12 protein-coding genes, 1 tRNA gene and 2 pseudogenes are annotated in these 16,425 nt (G+C 55.7%); 7 read left to right on the forward strand and 8 right to left on the reverse strand.

Annotated elements, in window-relative coordinates; translation table 11 throughout:
- From uca to O1V66_RS17920, 3 genes and pseudogenes are all read right to left on the reverse strand, one after another.
- Window positions 1–3,643: pseudogene (gene uca / locus O1V66_RS17910) on the reverse strand (urea carboxylase).
- Window positions 3,644–3,655: 12 nt separating this feature from the next.
- Window positions 3,656–5,501, reverse strand: a pseudogene (gene atzF / locus O1V66_RS17915) (allophanate hydrolase).
- Between the two features lie 270 nt (window positions 5,502–5,771).
- On the reverse strand, window positions 5,772–6,371 hold the full coding sequence (locus O1V66_RS17920) for an HD domain-containing protein (protein ID WP_045048780.1): 600 nt from the start codon (window positions 6,369–6,371) through the stop codon (window positions 5,772–5,774).
- A gap of 130 nt (window positions 6,372–6,501) precedes the next feature.
- Between O1V66_RS17920 and O1V66_RS17925 the strand changes: the two genes are divergently transcribed.
- The 4 genes from O1V66_RS17925 (at window position 6,502) to O1V66_RS17940 (ending at window position 9,562) form a co-directional block, all read left to right on the forward strand.
- Window positions 6,502–6,975 carry a MarR family winged helix-turn-helix transcriptional regulator gene (locus O1V66_RS17925; RefSeq protein WP_269127943.1) on the forward strand — a complete coding sequence of 158 codons (474 nt, stop codon included), beginning with the start codon at window positions 6,502–6,504 and terminating at the stop codon, window positions 6,973–6,975.
- A 133-nt stretch (window positions 6,976–7,108) separates the two neighbouring features.
- Complete coding sequence (locus O1V66_RS17930) at window positions 7,109–7,534, forward strand: organic hydroperoxide resistance protein (protein WP_045048778.1); 426 nt, start codon at window positions 7,109–7,111, stop codon at window positions 7,532–7,534.
- A 154-nt stretch (window positions 7,535–7,688) separates the two neighbouring features.
- Window positions 7,689–9,374, forward strand: coding sequence for a kdo(2)-lipid A phosphoethanolamine 7''-transferase (gene eptB, locus O1V66_RS17935; protein ID WP_045048777.1), 1,686 nt, complete (start codon window positions 7,689–7,691; stop codon window positions 9,372–9,374).
- 111 nt (window positions 9,375–9,485) lie between these two features.
- A tRNA-Pro gene (locus O1V66_RS17940) sits at window positions 9,486–9,562 on the forward strand.
- Window positions 9,563–9,633: 71 nt separating this feature from the next.
- On the opposite strand, the gene O1V66_RS17945 is transcribed toward O1V66_RS17940, so the two are convergent.
- Window positions 9,634–10,038 carry a type II toxin-antitoxin system YafO family toxin gene (locus O1V66_RS17945; protein ID WP_045048776.1) on the reverse strand — a complete coding sequence of 135 codons (405 nt, stop codon included), beginning with the start codon at window positions 10,036–10,038 and terminating at the stop codon, window positions 9,634–9,636.
- Window positions 10,035–10,340 (reverse strand): type I toxin-antitoxin system antitoxin YafN, encoded by a 306-nt coding sequence (yafN, locus tag O1V66_RS17950; protein ID WP_045048775.1) that lies wholly within the window; start codon window positions 10,338–10,340, stop codon window positions 10,035–10,037. Before yafN ends, O1V66_RS17945 begins: the two co-directional genes overlap by 4 nt.
- A 249-nt stretch (window positions 10,341–10,589) precedes the next feature.
- Between yafN and catC the strand changes: the two genes are divergently transcribed.
- Complete coding sequence (gene catC / locus O1V66_RS17955) at window positions 10,590–10,880, forward strand: muconolactone Delta-isomerase (RefSeq protein ID WP_045048774.1); 291 nt, start codon at window positions 10,590–10,592, stop codon at window positions 10,878–10,880.
- Window positions 10,881–10,943: 63 nt separating this feature from the next.
- On the opposite strand, the gene O1V66_RS17960 is transcribed toward catC, so the two are convergent.
- Window positions 10,944–11,369 carry a VOC family protein gene (locus tag O1V66_RS17960; protein ID WP_045048773.1) on the reverse strand — a complete coding sequence of 142 codons (426 nt, stop codon included), beginning with the start codon at window positions 11,367–11,369 and terminating at the stop codon, window positions 10,944–10,946.
- A 148-nt stretch (window positions 11,370–11,517) separates the two neighbouring features.
- On the opposite strand from O1V66_RS17960, the gene O1V66_RS17965 reads away from it, so the two are divergent.
- The gene (locus O1V66_RS17965) at window positions 11,518–12,405 is read left to right on the forward strand and encodes a LysR family transcriptional regulator (protein WP_045048772.1); all 888 of its coding nucleotides are present in this window, start codon (window positions 11,518–11,520) and stop codon (window positions 12,403–12,405) included.
- On the opposite strand, the gene O1V66_RS17970 is transcribed toward O1V66_RS17965, so the two are convergent.
- Complete coding sequence (locus O1V66_RS17970; protein WP_269128364.1) at window positions 12,402–13,919, reverse strand: FAD-dependent oxidoreductase; 1,518 nt, start codon at window positions 13,917–13,919, stop codon at window positions 12,402–12,404. The two genes, O1V66_RS17965 and O1V66_RS17970, sit on opposite strands and share 4 nt — an antisense overlap.
- Window positions 13,920–14,049: 130 nt before the next feature.
- Window positions 14,050–14,964: a LysR family transcriptional regulator gene (locus O1V66_RS17975; RefSeq protein ID WP_045048770.1), complete on the reverse strand. Its 915-nt coding sequence runs from the start codon at window positions 14,962–14,964 to the stop codon at window positions 14,050–14,052.
- Between the two features lie 187 nt (window positions 14,965–15,151).
- Here O1V66_RS17975 and O1V66_RS17980 point away from each other — a divergent pair, with 187 nt between their 5' ends.
- Window positions 15,152–16,381: an MFS transporter gene (locus O1V66_RS17980; RefSeq protein ID WP_330873422.1), complete on the forward strand. Its 1,230-nt coding sequence runs from the start codon at window positions 15,152–15,154 to the stop codon at window positions 16,379–16,381.
- Window positions 16,382–16,425 lie beyond the last annotated feature (44 nt).

The raw sequence follows: 16,425 nt of genomic DNA on the forward strand, positions 1-16,425 counted from the left end.
TCATCCCTTTTGGTCTTCTTTCTCAATCCACAGAAGTGCATCGCCCGGTCCTACCGGACGACCCTGCTGGCAGCCGATTTTCAGCACAATGCCTGCGCAGGGCGCATTCACCGACAGCTCCATTTTCATGGCCTCGACGACAATCAGCGGTTCACCCGCCTCGACGCGTTGACCCGGCTCGACCAGAATTTTCCAGATGTTGCCGTTCAAATCCGCGCTGACCAGCTGACCCGGCTGATCGGCAAGGTCTTCGAGAGGCTGAACGCCGTTGACCGCCGCCTCGACAGCCGCGCTTTCCTGAGCCTGCCAGTGCGCCACTTCGTTGATGAACGCGCTTTGCTGACGTTCGCGGAATGCGGCGATATCTTCTGCGTTGTCGGCGAGGAAACGGGTATATTGCGCAAAATCGAATTCGGAATGCTCGATGCGCACCTGCGCGCGGCCTTCCCGGAACGCGTCGCGCTGCCCGTCCAGTTCGGCTTCGGTAACCGGATAGAAACGCACCTGATCAAAGAAGTGCAGCAACCACGGCTCGCCCTCGGCAAACTGTTCATTCTTGAGGAATTTATTCCAGATGGGCAGCGTGCGCCCAACCAGTTGATAGCCGCCCGGCGAGTCCATGCCATAGATACACATGTACATCCCGCCGATGCCGACCGTGCCTTCGGCGGTGTAGGTGCGGGCCGGATTGTATTTGGAGCTCAACAGGCGATGGCGTGGATCAACCGGCACCGCGCAAGGCGCGCCAAGATAAACGTCACCCAGGCCCAGGATCAGATAGCTGGCGTCGAAAATAATGTCTCTGACTTCTTCACGCGTCGCCAACCCATTGGTGCGCTGAATGAAGTCGACGTTGTTCGGCAGCCACGGCGCGTCGGCGCGCACGGTTTGCTGATAACGCTCGACGGCACCCAGCGTGGCGCTGTCTTCGAACGCCATCGGCATATGCACGATGCGGGTCGGGATCTTCAGGTTGCTGACGTCGGCCAGTCGATGCTCCAGCGTCAGCAGATGTTGCAGCAAGGCCGACTGGTGCAGAACCGCGGCTGTCATAACGAATCTGCAGTGAACGCACCCCCGGAGACAGCTCTTCGATGCCCGGCTCGGCCGACTCGCGAAGGGCATTCATCAGCAGATAAATACGCAGACGCAGCGCCAGATCCAGCACATTGTCGCCGTATTCGACAAGCACATAGCCATCGCCCGCCTGACGATAGACAATGCAGGGGCGGCCGTCGGTGGCAGGCAGTTCGGCGAGAATTGCCGCCGACGCCGTTGTGGTCGGCAGCAGCGACGGCACCTGAAGGGCCATGGCTTCGATAGGCATCAGTGAATCGATGGTGCCCTGCTGCGCCAGTTCCAGCGCCTGTGCCTGCTCGAAACTGATGGGATGGAAACGAATGCGATCGCCCGGCTTCACCTGTCCGACCTTCCACAATTCCGCCTTGGCAATTGTCACCGGACAAACGAAACCGCCGAGGCTCGGTCCGTCGCGGGTCAGAATCACCGGGAAATCGCCGGTAAAGTTGATCGCGCCAATCGCGTATTCACAGTCGTGAACGTTGGAAGGGTGCAGACCGGCTTCGCCGCCGTCGAGCCTTGCCCACTGCGGTTTTGGCCCCGTCAGACGCACGCCGAGGCGGTTGGAGTTGTAGTGCACCTGCCATTCGGCGGCGAAGAAGCTGTCGATGGACGCTTCGGTGAAAAAGTCCGGTGCGCCGTGCGGGCCGTAAAGCACGCCGATATTCCACACATCGCCGTAGGCCGGAACGATGTCGGCGGCGGCGGCCTGCGGTAAATCCACGGGCGCGGGTGTGGTGCAGGCGGGCAGGTCGGGCTGTGAAAGGGTCAGCATGTCGGCGACGCGCAGCGTGCGGCCCGCGTGTCCGCCAAACTGGCCGAGGGCAAAGGTCGAGCGGCTGCCCAGATACACCGGCACGTCGAAGCCGTTACGCACGGCGAGATAGGTGCGGCAACCCGAGGTCGCACGGCCCAGTGTCAATGTCTGGCCCGCTTTTACGGCAATCGGCTGCCAGTAGGCGACTTCCCTGCCGTCCAGGTCGGCCGGACAGGCTGCACCGGTCAGCGCAAAGGTCGCGTCGCAGTGGAAACGCAGCGTCGGGCCTTGCAGGGTGAATTCCAGACCGGCGGCATCGAGGTGGTTACCCACAATGCGGTTGGCGAGTCGGAAGGCGAAATCGTCCATCGGACCGGACGGCGGTACGCCGATATCCCAATAGCCGAGACGTCCCGGATAATCCTGAATGCTGCTGTAGGTGCCCGGCGAAAGAATTTCGACCGCGTGAGGGCGATACTCGAAACCGTCGAGCATGCGGGTCCACATTTCGCCCTGATGGAAGACCGGCGTGGCGACGACCTGACGCAGATAGTCGATATTGCTGGCAATACCGTGCAGTCGGGTCGCGGCCAGTGCGTTGGACATTTTCTCCAGCGCCTGTTCGCGGTTTTCGCCGTACACGATAAGTTTGGCAATCATCGGATCATAAAAGGCGGAGACTTCGCTGCCGGTGGAAACCCAGCCGTCGACGCGCACGTCTTCGGGAAAATAGACTTCGGTCAGCACGCCCGGACTGGGCTGGAAGTTTTTCAGCGGATCTTCGGCGTAGATACGCACTTCAATCGATGCGCCTTTTGGTGCCTGTTTCATGCGCGGCCAGTCAAGCGGTTGATCGGCGGCGACGCGCAGCATGCACTCGATCAAATCCAGACCTGTCACCATTTCGGTGACCGGATGTTCAACCTGTAGACGCGTATTCACTTCGAGGAAATAAAATTCGTCGCGGGCGGCGTCGTAGATAAATTCCACCGTGCCCGCGCTGCGGTAGTTGACCGATTCGCCCAGTTGCACGGCGGCGTGATGCAGCGCCTCGCGGGTAGCCTGCGGCAAATTCGGGGCCGGTGTCTCTTCCACCACTTTCTGATTGCGGCGCTGGAGCGAGCAGTCGCGTTCGCCCAGCGCGACCACATTGCCTTTGCCGTCGCCAAAAATCTGCACCTCGACGTGGCGTGCGCGATCCACAAAACGTTCGAGAAACACGCCCGCATCACGGAAGAATTGCTCGCCGAGGCGTTTCACGCTGTCCCATGCGCTGCGCAGGGCGGCTTCGTCGTCGCAGCGGGTCAACCCAATGCCGCCACCGCCTGCGGTGCTTTTCAGCATGATCGGATAGCCGATGCGTGCGGCGGCAGTGACCGCGTCTTCAATACTGTCGAGCAGCGCGGTGCCTGGAGTCATCGGCACGTCGGCTTCGGCGGCCAGTTCACGCGCGCGGTGCTTGAGGCCGAATTCGCGAATCTGTTCGGCCGTCGGACCGATAAAGGCTATGCCGGCCGCTTCACAGGCATCCGCGAACTCGGCACTTTCGGAGAGGAACCCGTAACCCGGATAAATCGCCTGTGCGCCCGTTTCTTTGGCGGCGGCCAGAATCTTGTCGATCAGCAGGTAGCTTTCACTCGCTTTTTCGCCGCCAAGGGCAATGGCGATATCGGCGTCGGTGACGTGCGGCGCATTGCGATCGGCATCGGAATAGACCGCGACGCTGGTGACGCCGAGGCGCTTCAGGGTGCGAATGGCGCGGCAGGCAATTTCACCCCGGTTGGCAATCAGGACAGTATGAAACATGGTCGTGGCTCCTCAGGCGTTTTTCGTGGCGGTGGATTTCAGATGCTCGATATAGCTTCTCCAGCCGCCGAACGAGGTCACGTCGGTCGCGCTGGCAATGGCCCAGGGTTCGCAGATAAAGCCTTTCACACTGCGCCCATCGGCGAGTTGCAGCGTGCCGATGCCGAGCGGGGCGGGAATTTCCGCCACAAACTCGCCAAAGCGCGCCAGCGGGATATCCCACAGTTCGACGATAATGCTGCTGCCGCCTTCGGCCTTGACCAGACCGGGTTTAGGCGGCTGGGTATTGGCGAGGGCATAGAGTTTGTAGTCGCTGGCGGTGCGGGTTTGCTCGACGCGAACGGCGTTGCGCGTTGTCAGCTGGAAGTTCAGCGGCATGCCGGTCAGGTGCGCGCCGACGACAGCCACACGCACATGACTGCGGCTGGCGGCGACGGGAGCGGTCATCGCGCCCTCGGCATCAAGCGTTTTGCCCGTCGCGCCGAGCGGCAGCGTCAGGCTGCGTTGCCACTGACGGCCAAAGGCCGCCAGCGCGCCATCGTGCCAGGCGGGAGCAATCAGGGTAATGCCCGAAGGCAGGCCGTCTTCGCGCAGGCTGGAGGGCAGCGCCAGCGCGGAGAGATCCGCGAGATTGGTGAAGTTGGTGTAGGTGCCAAACTGCGAATTGTAGAGCACAGGCTCCTGCACCATCTCTTCCAGCGTGCGGATCGTGGGTGATGTCGGCACGACCAGCGCGTCAAACCCTTCCAGCGCCTGATTGATGGTGCGCGAGAGTTCGGCGCGCAGGTATTCGGCCTTCCAGGCATCGCAGGCCGAATAGTTCAGGCCGTTGGCCACAATGCCGCGCACCACAGGGTCCATCACTTCCGGCGTCTCTTCGAAAATCTTGCCGACGGCGACGGTGCGCTCGGCAACCCATGCGCCGTAGTAAAGTTGTTCAGCGAGGGCGTTGAAAGGGGTGAAATCGATTTTGACCAGATTCACGCCACTGCCGACCAGTTTGTCCAGCGCCTGCTGGAAGGCTTTTTCGGATTCGGTATCGCCGAAGAATTCCAGCGTGTCGGGCACCGCGAAGCGCGGTTGTGTGGACATCGCCGCCGGTGCGGTATGCGGATTGGCGCGAGAGTAGGCGTCTTTGGGGTCATATCCGCCCGCCAGCGAGGCGACCTGATAGGCATCGGAAACGGTTAACGCAAAGATGGACACCACGTCATTCAGACGACAGGCGGGGACAACCCCGCGATTCGACAGCCAGCCTTTTGTCGGCTTGAGTCCGACGATATTGTTGAAACCCGCAGGCACGCGGCCTGAACCGGCGGTGTCGGTGCCGAGCGAAAAGGCCACCAGACCGCGCGCCAGCACGGAGGCCGAGCCGGAACTCGAGCCACCGCTGACATAGTCAGGATTAAAGGTATTTTTTACCGCACCGTGGGGAGAGCGTGTGCCGACCAGTCCGGTGGCGAACTGATCGAGGTTGGTTTTACCGATCACTACCGCCCCTTTGGCACGCAGATTGGCGACCACGGCGGCATCTTCCCTTGCCACATATTCGAAGGCGGGGCAGGCGGCGCTGGTGGGCCAGCCGCCGACGTCGATATTGTCCTTGACCGCAAAAGGGACGCCGTACAGCGGCAGGGCAGTCAACTCGCCGCCCGCCTGGTTCGCGCAGCGTTTCAAGCAAGGCTATCTGCGCTTCAAGCTGGGCAGGAGTGGCGCGATATAGCCAGGCGTTGTCCGCGTTGTCGAGACTGTTTAACACAATCCCCAATGAGCTGCGCAGGCTGTCGGGAGCGCTTTGATAATGGTGTTGCCAGTCGCGTAACTGAAAGCCGGTATAAGGAGTTGATACAGATGCCATAGTTTGAATTCCATCTAGTACACAAGATTGAATTCATCTAAGCAAGCGGCGTGCCATTTTTTAACTTGATGTTTTACTTATTAATTTTACTAGCGCTCGCCTTTTGCATGCACATCATGGCACCCCATTGCGGCGCATTTGTACAGTATCGGGGCAATAAATGGACGATTTATCAGGGTGCATGAATAGGCGACGGGGCCGAAGCCGTCATCGCATGAAAGAGTCAATTAACACAAAGGAGCCATACCTGCTTTTCGGCACGCCGCGAATTTACGACGCCGACTCATCTGCGCGATAGGCGGCTTCGGTGCCCTGAAACCAGTCGCTCGGAATATTGTGGGGCGGTTGATGCAGTCTTTGCAGGCCATCGTTGATGATGTGTTCAGCCTGTTGCCACAGAGTGGCGTCACCTTCTTTCAAGACTTCCAGCAGCAGACGCTTTTCGACCAGATAGGTTTTGGCGAAATCAGGGTCATAGGTAATGAGCGAGCGCAGATTGTCGATAAGATCGGCAAGTTTGATGGTCTTGGCGGCGGCAGAGGCTTTCGCGCTATGGCGACGGTCAAGATTTTTCCGTTCGATTCGATCCCCCTGCATGTCGCAACTGACGTTAGTCAGCATCGACACCAATTCGGCGACCTCGTCACCAAAATGGCTGGCGATATCTTCAAGCGTTGTCGGCGTGTCTTCGACGGTGTCGTGCAACCACGCGGCAGCCAGCATGGTTTCCGTGTGCGGCACGCTGCTCACGATATTCACCACCGCCTCAGGATGCACGATATAGGGATCATGGGTGTATTTTCGCCGCTGATCGATACTGGCGTGCGCCTTGCTGGCATAACGTCGTGCCTTGTCCACAAAATCGGTCATGAAAGTTTCCCCAGAAGTTATGCCTGCTATCGTTATATCATGGGCGCGGTAAAAAGCACCCTTTGTAAATATGCTTGCGATAAAATCGCGCGCGATATATTTTCTCGTTATGAGTAAAGAGACTGATTTTATGGCTACTAATGACGGCGCAGAGACTGCATCCACCAACTCGCTACATCTGGATCAACAGATGTGTTTTGCGTTGTACTCCGCCAATCTGGCGTTGAATAAAGTCTATCGTAAATTGCTCACTCAGCTGGATCTGACCTATCCGCAGTATCTGGTGATGCTGGTGTTATGGCAGCAGGACGAATTGATGGTGTCGGATATCGGCGAAAAGCTGTTTCTCGACTCCGCCACGCTTACGCCGCTGTTGAAGCGGCTTGAAATTGCCGGACTGCTGGTTCGTCGTCGTGCGCAAATCGACGAGCGCCAGGTGATTATCTCGCTGACCGACGCCGGACGCGCGCTGCATCAACAGGCTATCGGCATCCCCGAAGCCATCGCCTGCGCCGCAGAATGCAGCGTCGAGGAGATGTCGGCGATAAAAGAACCAGCTGCAATGCCTGCGTCGAAATCTGCAAAACCGGGCCTAATGCGCTAAAAGAGATAACCATCAAGGTGCAAAAATTTGCATCTTGATGAGCAGTAAAAACATCGTGCGCGATTTAATAGCGTAAAAAAGCGGATTGTTTTTTGCAATCCAATAAACCTTTCAGACTTTAAAGGAATACATCATGTCTATCGAAAAAGTTGTTTATCGTGCCCATGCTTCAGCGACCGGCGGTCGTGACGGTCGTGCGACCTCTTCTGACGGCGTGCTGGACGTTAAACTGGGTCTGCCAAAAGAGATGGGCGGTCTGGGCGGTGACGTGACCAACCCGGAACAACTTTTTGCCGCTGGATACTCGGCCTGCTTCCTGGGCGCGTTGAAACACGTGGCTTCACTGGAAAAAGTGCGTATCCCGGCTGATGCCAAAATCGAAGGCGCAGTCGGCATTGGCGAAATCCCGGGAGGATTCGGCATTGAAGTACAACTGGATATCTCACTGCCAGGCATCGAACGCGACGTAGCCGAAGCGCTGGTCGAGAAAGCGCATCAGGTGTGCCCTTACTCCAACGCCACGCGCGGCAACATCGATGTGACGCTTAACGTTAAATAATTTCCTAACGTGTAAATATCGTCATGCACACGGGAGGCTTCGGCTTCCCGTTTGTCGTTTTAGGAGCATCCCCCACTAGATTATGTAAACTCTGGCGCTTTAATCGTGTCACAATGATTCCAAATATTTCAAAAGTTCTGGAAAAAAATCTTACATGATTAGAGTGAAGACTCTTTCGCAGCAAAAAATCTGTTTATTGTTAGCGATTTACATAGGTATTTTTTTAAATCTCTCGGTATTCGTCCGTCGTTTTGCCTCTCTCACCGAGTCATTTCACGCCGCACAATGGACCGCCGCGGCAATAGAAATCAGCACTACGGTCCTGTTTACCTTCTTTGTGCTGCGCCTGCTGTCGTTTGGTGGTAAAACGTTTTCCCGCATCGTGGCAAGCCTGCTGGTGCTGATATCCGTGGCCGCCAGCTATTACATGACCTACTTCAACGTGGTGATAGGCTACGGCATCGTCATGTCGGTCATGACAACCGATATCGACCTGAGCAAAGAGGTTATCGGCTTCAAGTTTGTGGTGTGGATGCTGGTGGTCAGCGCGCTGCCGCTGTGGTTTATCTTTCGCAATAACCTGCGCCATACGCTGCTCGAGCAGATGAAAACGCCGGGTCAGCGTATCAAACCGCTGCTGGTGCTGGTTCTCGCCGGTTTGCTGGTCTGGCTGCCGCTTCGCGTGATGGACAAAGAACAAAAAGCCACCGAAAAGCTGAGCAATGTGGACATGCCAAGTTATGGCGGAGTCGTCGCGCACTCTTATCTGCCCTCCAACTGGTTGGCTGCGCTCGGGTTATTTGCCTACACGCAGGTCGATGAAAACCGCGACGCCAAAGATTTCTTCGATCCCGCGAAAGCCTTTACCTACCTGCCGCCGGAAGACATCGATGATACCTACGTCGTGTTTATCATCGGCGAAACCACCCGCTGGGATCACATGGGGTTGCTGGGCTATCACCGCGACACGACTCCCATGCTTGCGAAAGAGAAAAATCTGGTGGCTTTCAAGGGCACGTCCTGCGATACCGCCACCAAACTTTCGCTGCGCTGCATGTTTGTTCGCGAGGGCGGAACGGCAGACAACGCGCAGAGAACACTGAAAGAGCAGAATATTTTCTCCGTCCTGCGCGAACTGGGCTTTAGCTCGGAACTCTTTGCCATGCAGAGCGAGGTGTGGTTTTACAACAATGCCAACACCAATAATTACTCGTTTCGCGAGCTGATTGCTTCTGAAAAACGCAATGACGGCAAGTCGGTCGATGACATGCTACTGGTTGGCGAGTTGCAGGAATCGCTGAAGCGTTTCCCGAAAGGCAAGCATCTGGTCGTGCTGCATACCAAAGGTTCGCATTATCTCTATTCGCAACGTTATCCGCGCAGCTTTGCCCGTTTCACGCCGGAATGCATGGGTGTAGACGAGTCGTGCAGTGCGGCGCAGCTTATTAATGCCTTTGATAACAGCGTGTTATATACCGATACCTTTATCAGCCGCGTGATAGACCAACTGCGCGACAAAAAGGCGCTGGTGTTTTATGCCTCGGATCACGGCGAATCCATTGGCGAGAACTCGCACCTTCACGGCACGCCGCGCGAAATGGCACCGCCGGAGCAGTTCCGCGTGCCGATGATTGTCTGGGCCTCCGACAGCTTCCTGACCCAGCCTGACCATCAGCGCGCATTCGAGCTGCTCAAGGCGCAGCAGGGCAAAGAGACACCGCATCGTCACGTCGAACTGTTCGACTCGATTTTAGGCTGTCTGGGTTATCGTTCGCCGAATGGCGGCATTAATCAGGCGAATAACTGGTGCGCCGATCCTCTGGCCCCAAAAGCCCTATAGTCGCTTAATTCACCGAATTGGGCAGGGTTCGTGTGTTTTATAAGCAGTTGGTGCAGCGGACATAAAAGGGATTGACGCCTACCACCGGCAGCAGTAAGATGCGGCCCAATTCGGCGAGTAGCGCAGCTTGGTAGCGCAACTGGTTTGGGACCAGTGGGTCGGAGGTTCGAATCCTCTCTCGCCGACCACATTTAGAAAAACCCGCAAGCTTCTGGCTCGCGGGTTTTTTGCTATGGGGGTTTCGAGCAACTGAAGCCCGCTAGAATCGATTCCTGAACGCCTGCGCCATAAGCCCAATCTTTTCCATATGCCGAGGATCTCTATGCATTTTATGGGCATCGGGTTGCAGCAGGATAATGAGAAGAAAAACATCGTTGTGCATACTGCCCTTGCAGTAAACCAGATGGCTTTTATTGCTCGTACGGCGATACTGCAAGATATTCCTGTGCCAGACAGTAGATGCATCGGCGAGGTGTATATGTGAAACCTCCTCTTGCCGCACTAAAGGCCATGTTCTTTCATCATCATACGGCGCATCCCTGCCAAACGTCTCCGGTGGAAATCCGCTCGCTTTGTAAGATTTAAAATCCCCGACAAGATTTGCCAATTCTTCCTGCTTTAACTGCTGTCTTAGGGCTTTTGATGTAAAAACCCTTGGGCTCAAGGTTCGAACTCCTCGAAATCGCTGACATCTTTACCTGAAAGATTCTCAAGAATAGCGTCTGCATGCTGTGTGATTTCTTCGAGCCGATGAGCGGAAGGTTTGAATTTGGCTGTAATGGCTCGACCAGCCTGCTGAGCAGAAATCAAATCGATTAGCTGTTCAAACAAAGCGGCACTCACCATATATCCGGCCGTTCTGTTATTGGAAAGGACGGCAACCGGTTGATCGGCATGGAAATAGGAAACGGGGTTTTTGCGTAGTTCGGTAACGTTAACAGTAAATTCGGTCAAAATTCGATTCACAATGGCAACCTTGGTAAAATAAAAAGTACATTATAAAGTACAGAATTATAGTCATTGTAGGCGAATTGGCTGATTTGTAAACAGTGCGGCTTCTGGCTCGCGGGTTTTTTGCTATGGGGTTTTGATAGAGCCAGTTATTTTCTCAGTACCGCACATTTATATGTCCAGTGCCGTGGGCAGGTGGACTAAGATTAAACGACGCTGCCGCGCAGCGGGCGTGTTGTGCGGGCAATCAAGAGGAAAATCATAATGTTGTTCAAAGTTGAAATGACGGTAAAACTGCCTGCGACGATGACGGAAGAGCATGCCAGCGAGATTAAGCTGCGTGAGAAAAAATATGCGCAGGAGTTGCAGGCGGCGGGGAAATGGCGTCATGTCTGGCGCGTGGCCGGGAGTTATGCCAACGTCAGTATTTTTGACGTCGAGAGCAACAGCGAGTTGCACAACCTGCTGTCGGGCCTGCCGCTTTACCCGTATATGGAAATTCAGGTGACGCCGTTATGTCGCCATCCGTCGTCAATTCACGAAGACGATCGCTGATAAAAGAAGGGCGGGCCACGCACATTGGCAACCCGCCGTTAGATCCGGCTTATCTTCGGCGCATTATTTTGCGAACAGCTGACTCATGTCCTTGAATGCCTTGAATTCAAGGGCATTTCCGCAGGGGTCCAGCAGGAACATGGTCGCCTGTTCACCCACCTGACCCTGGAAACGAATATAGGGTTCGATAACAAATTTAGTGTCGAAAGACTTCAAACGCGCCGCGAGCGCCTCCCACTCTTCCCAACTCAGCACGATACCAAAATGAGGCACCGGCACGTCATGTCCGTCCACGGGATTGGTGTGCGCCGACGCCTGCGTCACCGTTTTAGGGTGTTCATGAATAACCAGCTGATGGCCGTAAAAATCAAAGTCGACCCATTGCGCGCTGGAGCGTCCTTCGGACAGGCCAAAGGTGTTGCCGTAAAAAGCACGACAGGCCGCGAGGTCATAAACCGGAATTGCCAGATGAAACGGGCTTAAAGCCATTGAATTCTCCTTTCCCGAAGTCTGTTCAACGACGCGGGATGATGGGTGAGGATGACATGGTGATGACCTATTCTTATCGATAATATTTTTAATTAAAAACAATTAATATTATTGTGAATCATCAAAAAAACAGATGAATGGGGCAACGATGTTACGCGAGCTAAAAACCTTTATCGCAGTGACGCAGGACGGCACCTTTGCGGCGGCGGGGCAGCGCATTGGATTGACACAGTCGGCCGTAAGCGCGCAAATTCGCGGTCTGGAAGAGAATCTGGGTGTAACGCTGTTCGACAGAACCGGCCGCACGGCAATATTAAACGCCGCGGGCAGCCGGATTTTGCCGATGGCGCAGCAAATTCTCGAGATTTTTGCCAGCATGTCACGGCCCGACAACCCCGGAGATTTTCGCGGGGTCATCAAGATTGGCGCTATCTCCACGTTCCAGACGGGGCTGCTGCCCCAGGTGCTGGTCAAACTGCACGAGAGCGCGCCTGCGCTGGAAACCAAGCTGCTGCCGGGTGTGTCGTTTGATCTGCTGACGCAGGTCGATGCCGGCAATATCGATTTGGCGATTGTTATCAAACCCGGCTTTCCGCTCGCCAAGGATTTGCACAGCGAAACGCTGGCTCGCGAGCCGTTTGTGTTGATTGTGCCCGCCGACATGACAGAGCAGGAACCGCTGGCGCTGCTCCGCGACAAGCCGTTTATTCGCTACGATCGCACATCTTTCGGCGGCAGAATGGTGACGCAGTTTCTGCGCCAACACCGGTTGGAACCGCGCGTGGCGCTGGAAATCGACGAAATCGACGCCATCGTTAAGATGGTAGAGAGCGGATTGGGGGTGGCGCTGGTGCCGCTGGCCGGGCTTTGGCGCGAGCGGCAGGCGAAGTTGCGGGTCATTTCTCTTGGCGACATGACGTTTTATCGTGAACTCATCGTGGTGATGCGCCACGCCAACAGGCAATCCCCTCTGCATTCGCTGATAGGGCATTGCCTGCACGACGTGGCTAAAGCCAGCGCGCTGTCGGCGACCTAGCCTTCCTGCGTTTCATTCACCACTTGCTGCGCCTGTTTAAGCGTCAGGTCGTGCTGCATCTCCAGCAGCAGTTTGCCAGTGGTGCGGACGCGGCCGGTTGCAAAGACCCCCACCAGATGATTTTCAAGGCCATAGAGCGCGACAAAGTTTTGGTCTTCGAGTGAGCCGATGATGTCCACTTTATCCCATTTATCGGGATGGCCGAGATGCTCGAAACGGGTGCCGAACTGCTGAGTCCAGAAGAACGGAACACGGTCATAGACCTCTTTCTCGCCAATCATATTCTTGGCGGCAGTGCGTCCCTGTTGCTGCGCCACGCGCCAGTGCTCGATGCGCGTCGGTTTGCCGTCGAGTGGGAAACTGGCGATATCGCCTACCGCATAGATATCTTCGGCGGCCTGCAAATATTCATCCACTTTTACGCTGCCGTCGTCGTTAAGCGTCAAGTCGTGCACGAACGATGTGACAGGATGTACGCCGGTTGCCAGCAGCACCACGTCGGTTTTCACACGAGTGCCGTCTTTCAGTTCGACCGATTCAACACGACGACCGCCCTTGAAACCGGCGACTTCACCGTCGATGAACTCCACGCCGTTCTGTTCATGCAAGGCGCGAAAATAGCGGGCAATCTTCTCGCCGAACTGCGCCTCGAAAGGCAGGGGATGAGGCGCAATGACTTTAATGTCTATGCCGCGTTTGCGCAGCGCCGCCGCCATCTCCATGCCGATGAAACTGTTGCCGACAATGACCAGCTGTTTAAGCTGATCGACGGCGCAGAGCAGCGTTTTTTCCTGCTGCAAATTACGCAATACGTGAATGCCGCTGAGTTCGCTGCCCGGCAAGTCAGGTCGCGTCGGCGCGCCACCTGTCGCAATCAGCAATTTTTTAAACGAGATAGTCTGTTGATTGGCCAGACGCAGCTTTCTGTTCTTGCTGTCGATTTGCGTCACTTTACTCACGATGCGCTGCACATTTTTTTGCTCGAAGGCGTTGTCTTCAAGCAGTGTCGGCACGTCGCTGACGTCCATGCTGCCATTCGGCACGAATTTGGTGAGCGCCGTGCGGTCGTAGGGCGCTGATTTTTCCTGATCGATAACGACGATACGGCCGTGATAGCCGCTCTCTTCGAGCGTGCCGAGTGCCGCACTGCCAGCCGCGCCGGAGCCGAGAATCACAATTTGCTCGCTTTCCTCACCGGCGTCGAGGTGGGTATGCTGGCTGACATCGTCGACATTCACCTGCACCTGACCCTGTTCAATCTTCACGGCATACTGTTTGAGACTTTCCAATGCAGGCGGTTGATCCAGACTGCCATCTGCCAAATCAAAGACCGCTTTGTGCCACGGGCAAACCAGCTTGCCTTCGCAAATGGCTCCCTCGGCAAGGGGCGCACCTGCATGCGGACAATTTGCCTGATACGCATGCACGCTGTCGCCCCGACGCACCAGCACAACGTTAGTTTCACCGATTTCTACTTGTTTTAACTGATTATTTTCCAGCGCTGAAAGCGCGATAGCTTTTTATACGTCACGACATGCTCCTTTTCTTTTGCGTGTGATTGTTTATTCAACAAAGACCCTACAAAAAGCAGGACTGTCTTAAGCCTAGCAGCCACAAGGGGTGACGCCAGTGCAGGCGGGGCGATTAGGAGGATTCGGAACGCAGGCGTTGTTGCAGGAGTTCGACAAAACTGGACACCGCCCTGGGCAAAGTACGGCCTGCCAGCGTGTGCAATTCCATGTTCAGCGAGTTCATGTCGCGGTCGGAGATGGGAATGGCCCGCAGGTTATAGGTCTGAAGATAGTGACGCACCAGTAATTCGGTCGAGAAGATGATTCCACCATTCATGCTCGCAAAAGAAAGCAGCGAAATCATCGACGTGGTGGTGAAGGTAGGTTCAATCATTAGACCCTGACGGCTACAGCAGGCATCGATAACGCTGCGCATCATGATTTCGCGCGTCGGCATGCCGAGCGAATACCCTGCCAGCTGCGAGAGCCGCAGACTTTGTCTTTCCGCCAGCGGATGAGACTGATTCATCACTGCAAAAATCGGTGCGCTGCGTCGGCACTGCACGTTGATGTTGGGTTCGGGCGTCTGGCTGAATGTCAGGCCAATGTCCGTTTCACCCTCAAGCAGATGGCGGGTGACTTCTCTGGCATTGACGACGTCGAGATGAAAATGAATGCCGCTGTAGCGCTCGCGAAATTCGCCTATTGCCCGCGGCAGAAAGTCGATGGAAAACCCGGTGGTGCTGGCTATGCGCACTTCTCCACGGCGCATCCCCTGCAATTCGATGATCTCATTGCTGACGCGCTCCGTTTCCAGCTGATTTTTAAAGGCATAGGCGGCCAGTAACTCGCCCGCGGCACTGGGGATCATGCCGCGCTTGCGGCGTTCGAATAATTGCGTATTCAGGCTGGCCTCAAGGCCGCTGATTTGACGACTGATCGCCGAGCCCGCCACATTCAGGCGTACCGCTGCCTCGCTGATGGACCCGCAGCGAACTACCTCAAGAAAATAGCGAATGGCCGTGTCCTGAAGAATGCGTGCGCTCATGTCCAGTCCTCAAAGTTTGCCGTTTCGGCAATGAAGTCTTCAAAAAGTTGAACTGGAAGTATGTCTGAGCGCTGGATAGGATGCAATTAGCCATCCACAGGCCGTTTCAACATAAAAATCATGCAGCACCTTTAGGTCGACTTTGAAATTATAAAAACGGGTTCTTCTTTCATCCTCAGCGGAGAAAATGAACATGGTAGACGCGATTATTGGCAAGGCCGCAAAAGACAACAAATACTGGGTGCTTGGGCTGCTGTACACCGCCTGGTGTATCGCCTTTGTTGATAGGGTTGTGCTCAGTCTGGGTTCACCGGTGATTGCCAGAGAGCTCAACCTCTCGCCTACCGAAATCGGCCTGGTATTAAGTATTTTTTACTTTGGATTCTGGCTGATGCAGCTGCCGGGCGGATGGTTGGCAGACCGTTTTGGATCCAAGGCGATCATCATGATCGGTATTGGCTGCTGGTCGCTGTTCACCCTGTTTACCGGCATGGCGTGGTCGCTCGGCGCGCTGCTGGTTATCCGCCTGCTGTTTGGCGTGGGTGAAGGCATTTTTCCGTCGGCGTCGGTCAAGGGCGTGACGGAAAACTTCAGCCTTGAAGATAAACCCAAAGTCTCTTCCTTCCTGATGTCTTCCAACTACATCGGCAGCATGCTCGCGCCTTTGCTGATTGCGCCGCTGCTGATTCATTTCGGCTGGCGTCATGTGTTCATGATGATTGGCGGACTGGGGATCGCCTTTGTGCTGGTGTATGGCCTGACCGTTCGCCGCAAAGAGAGCTGCACCGCCGTGCATCAGCGAATGAACGGTGCGGACCTGCGCGAACTGTTGAGAAAGCCGCTGATGTGGAAACTGGCGGCCGTGTGGTTTGGACTGAGCCTGATTAACAAGGGACTCGACACCTGGATGCCGATTTACCTGATGACCGAACGCGGCTTGAATCTCAAGGCGGTCGGCGTGCTGCTGCCCATTCCGTACCTGATGGCGGGTATCGCAACCATGCTGGGCGGCTGGGTGATGATCAAGTTTTTCGACGGCAAAGAGAAATACATGCTGATGGTCAGTGCCGCGCTGACGGCCTTTTTCCTCTATTTCATGTACAGCGCGCAGTCGATTTCAGCGGTGATCGCGGCGCAGGCCTGCGTCTATTTCTTTAAATCCTTTGTGTTTGCCGTCGCCATTGCGTTGCCGACGAAAATTCTGGCGGAAAAAATGATGGGAACGGGCATAGGCATGATCAACTTTGGTGGACAGGCGGCAGGCTTTGTCGCGCCGCTGGTGATTGGCGTGCTGGTGCAGCATTACAGCTATTCCGCCGCGTTTATTTTCCTGATGATTGCGGCTGCATCTTCGGTGGTTATCAGCATGACGCTGCGTACACCGACCAGCCAGCAAATTAAGGCGGAACGTGCCTGAGAGACGGGTTTCGCCTGAATGATACAACGCGTTTTTGACAAGGA

Source organism: Rouxiella chamberiensis (genome assembly GCF_026967475.1).
GTDB classification, from domain to species: Bacteria; Pseudomonadota; Gammaproteobacteria; order Enterobacterales; family Enterobacteriaceae; genus Rouxiella; species Rouxiella chamberiensis.

Excerpts from the sequence above, each read along its gene's own strand:
- O1V66_RS17920 (WP_045048780.1), bottom strand. The coding sequence starts at position 6,371 with ATGACCGATTTTGTGGACAAGGCACGACGTTATGCCAGCAAGGCGCAC.
- O1V66_RS17925 (WP_269127943.1), top strand. The coding sequence starts at position 6,502 with ATGGCTACTAATGACGGCGCAGAGACTGCATCCACCAACTCGCTACAT.
- O1V66_RS17930 (WP_045048778.1), top strand. The coding sequence starts at position 7,109 with ATGTCTATCGAAAAAGTTGTTTATCGTGCCCATGCTTCAGCGACCGGC.
- eptB (WP_045048777.1), top strand. The coding sequence starts at position 7,689 with ATGATTAGAGTGAAGACTCTTTCGCAGCAAAAAATCTGTTTATTGTTA.
- catC (WP_045048774.1), top strand. The coding sequence starts at position 10,590 with ATGTTGTTCAAAGTTGAAATGACGGTAAAACTGCCTGCGACGATGACG.
- O1V66_RS17960 (WP_045048773.1), bottom strand. The coding sequence starts at position 11,369 with ATGGCTTTAAGCCCGTTTCATCTGGCAATTCCGGTTTATGACCTCGCG.
- O1V66_RS17965 (WP_045048772.1), top strand. The coding sequence starts at position 11,518 with ATGTTACGCGAGCTAAAAACCTTTATCGCAGTGACGCAGGACGGCACC.
- O1V66_RS17975 (WP_045048770.1), bottom strand. The coding sequence starts at position 14,964 with ATGAGCGCACGCATTCTTCAGGACACGGCCATTCGCTATTTTCTTGAG.
- O1V66_RS17980 (WP_330873422.1), top strand. The coding sequence starts at position 15,152 with ATGAACATGGTAGACGCGATTATTGGCAAGGCCGCAAAAGACAACAAA.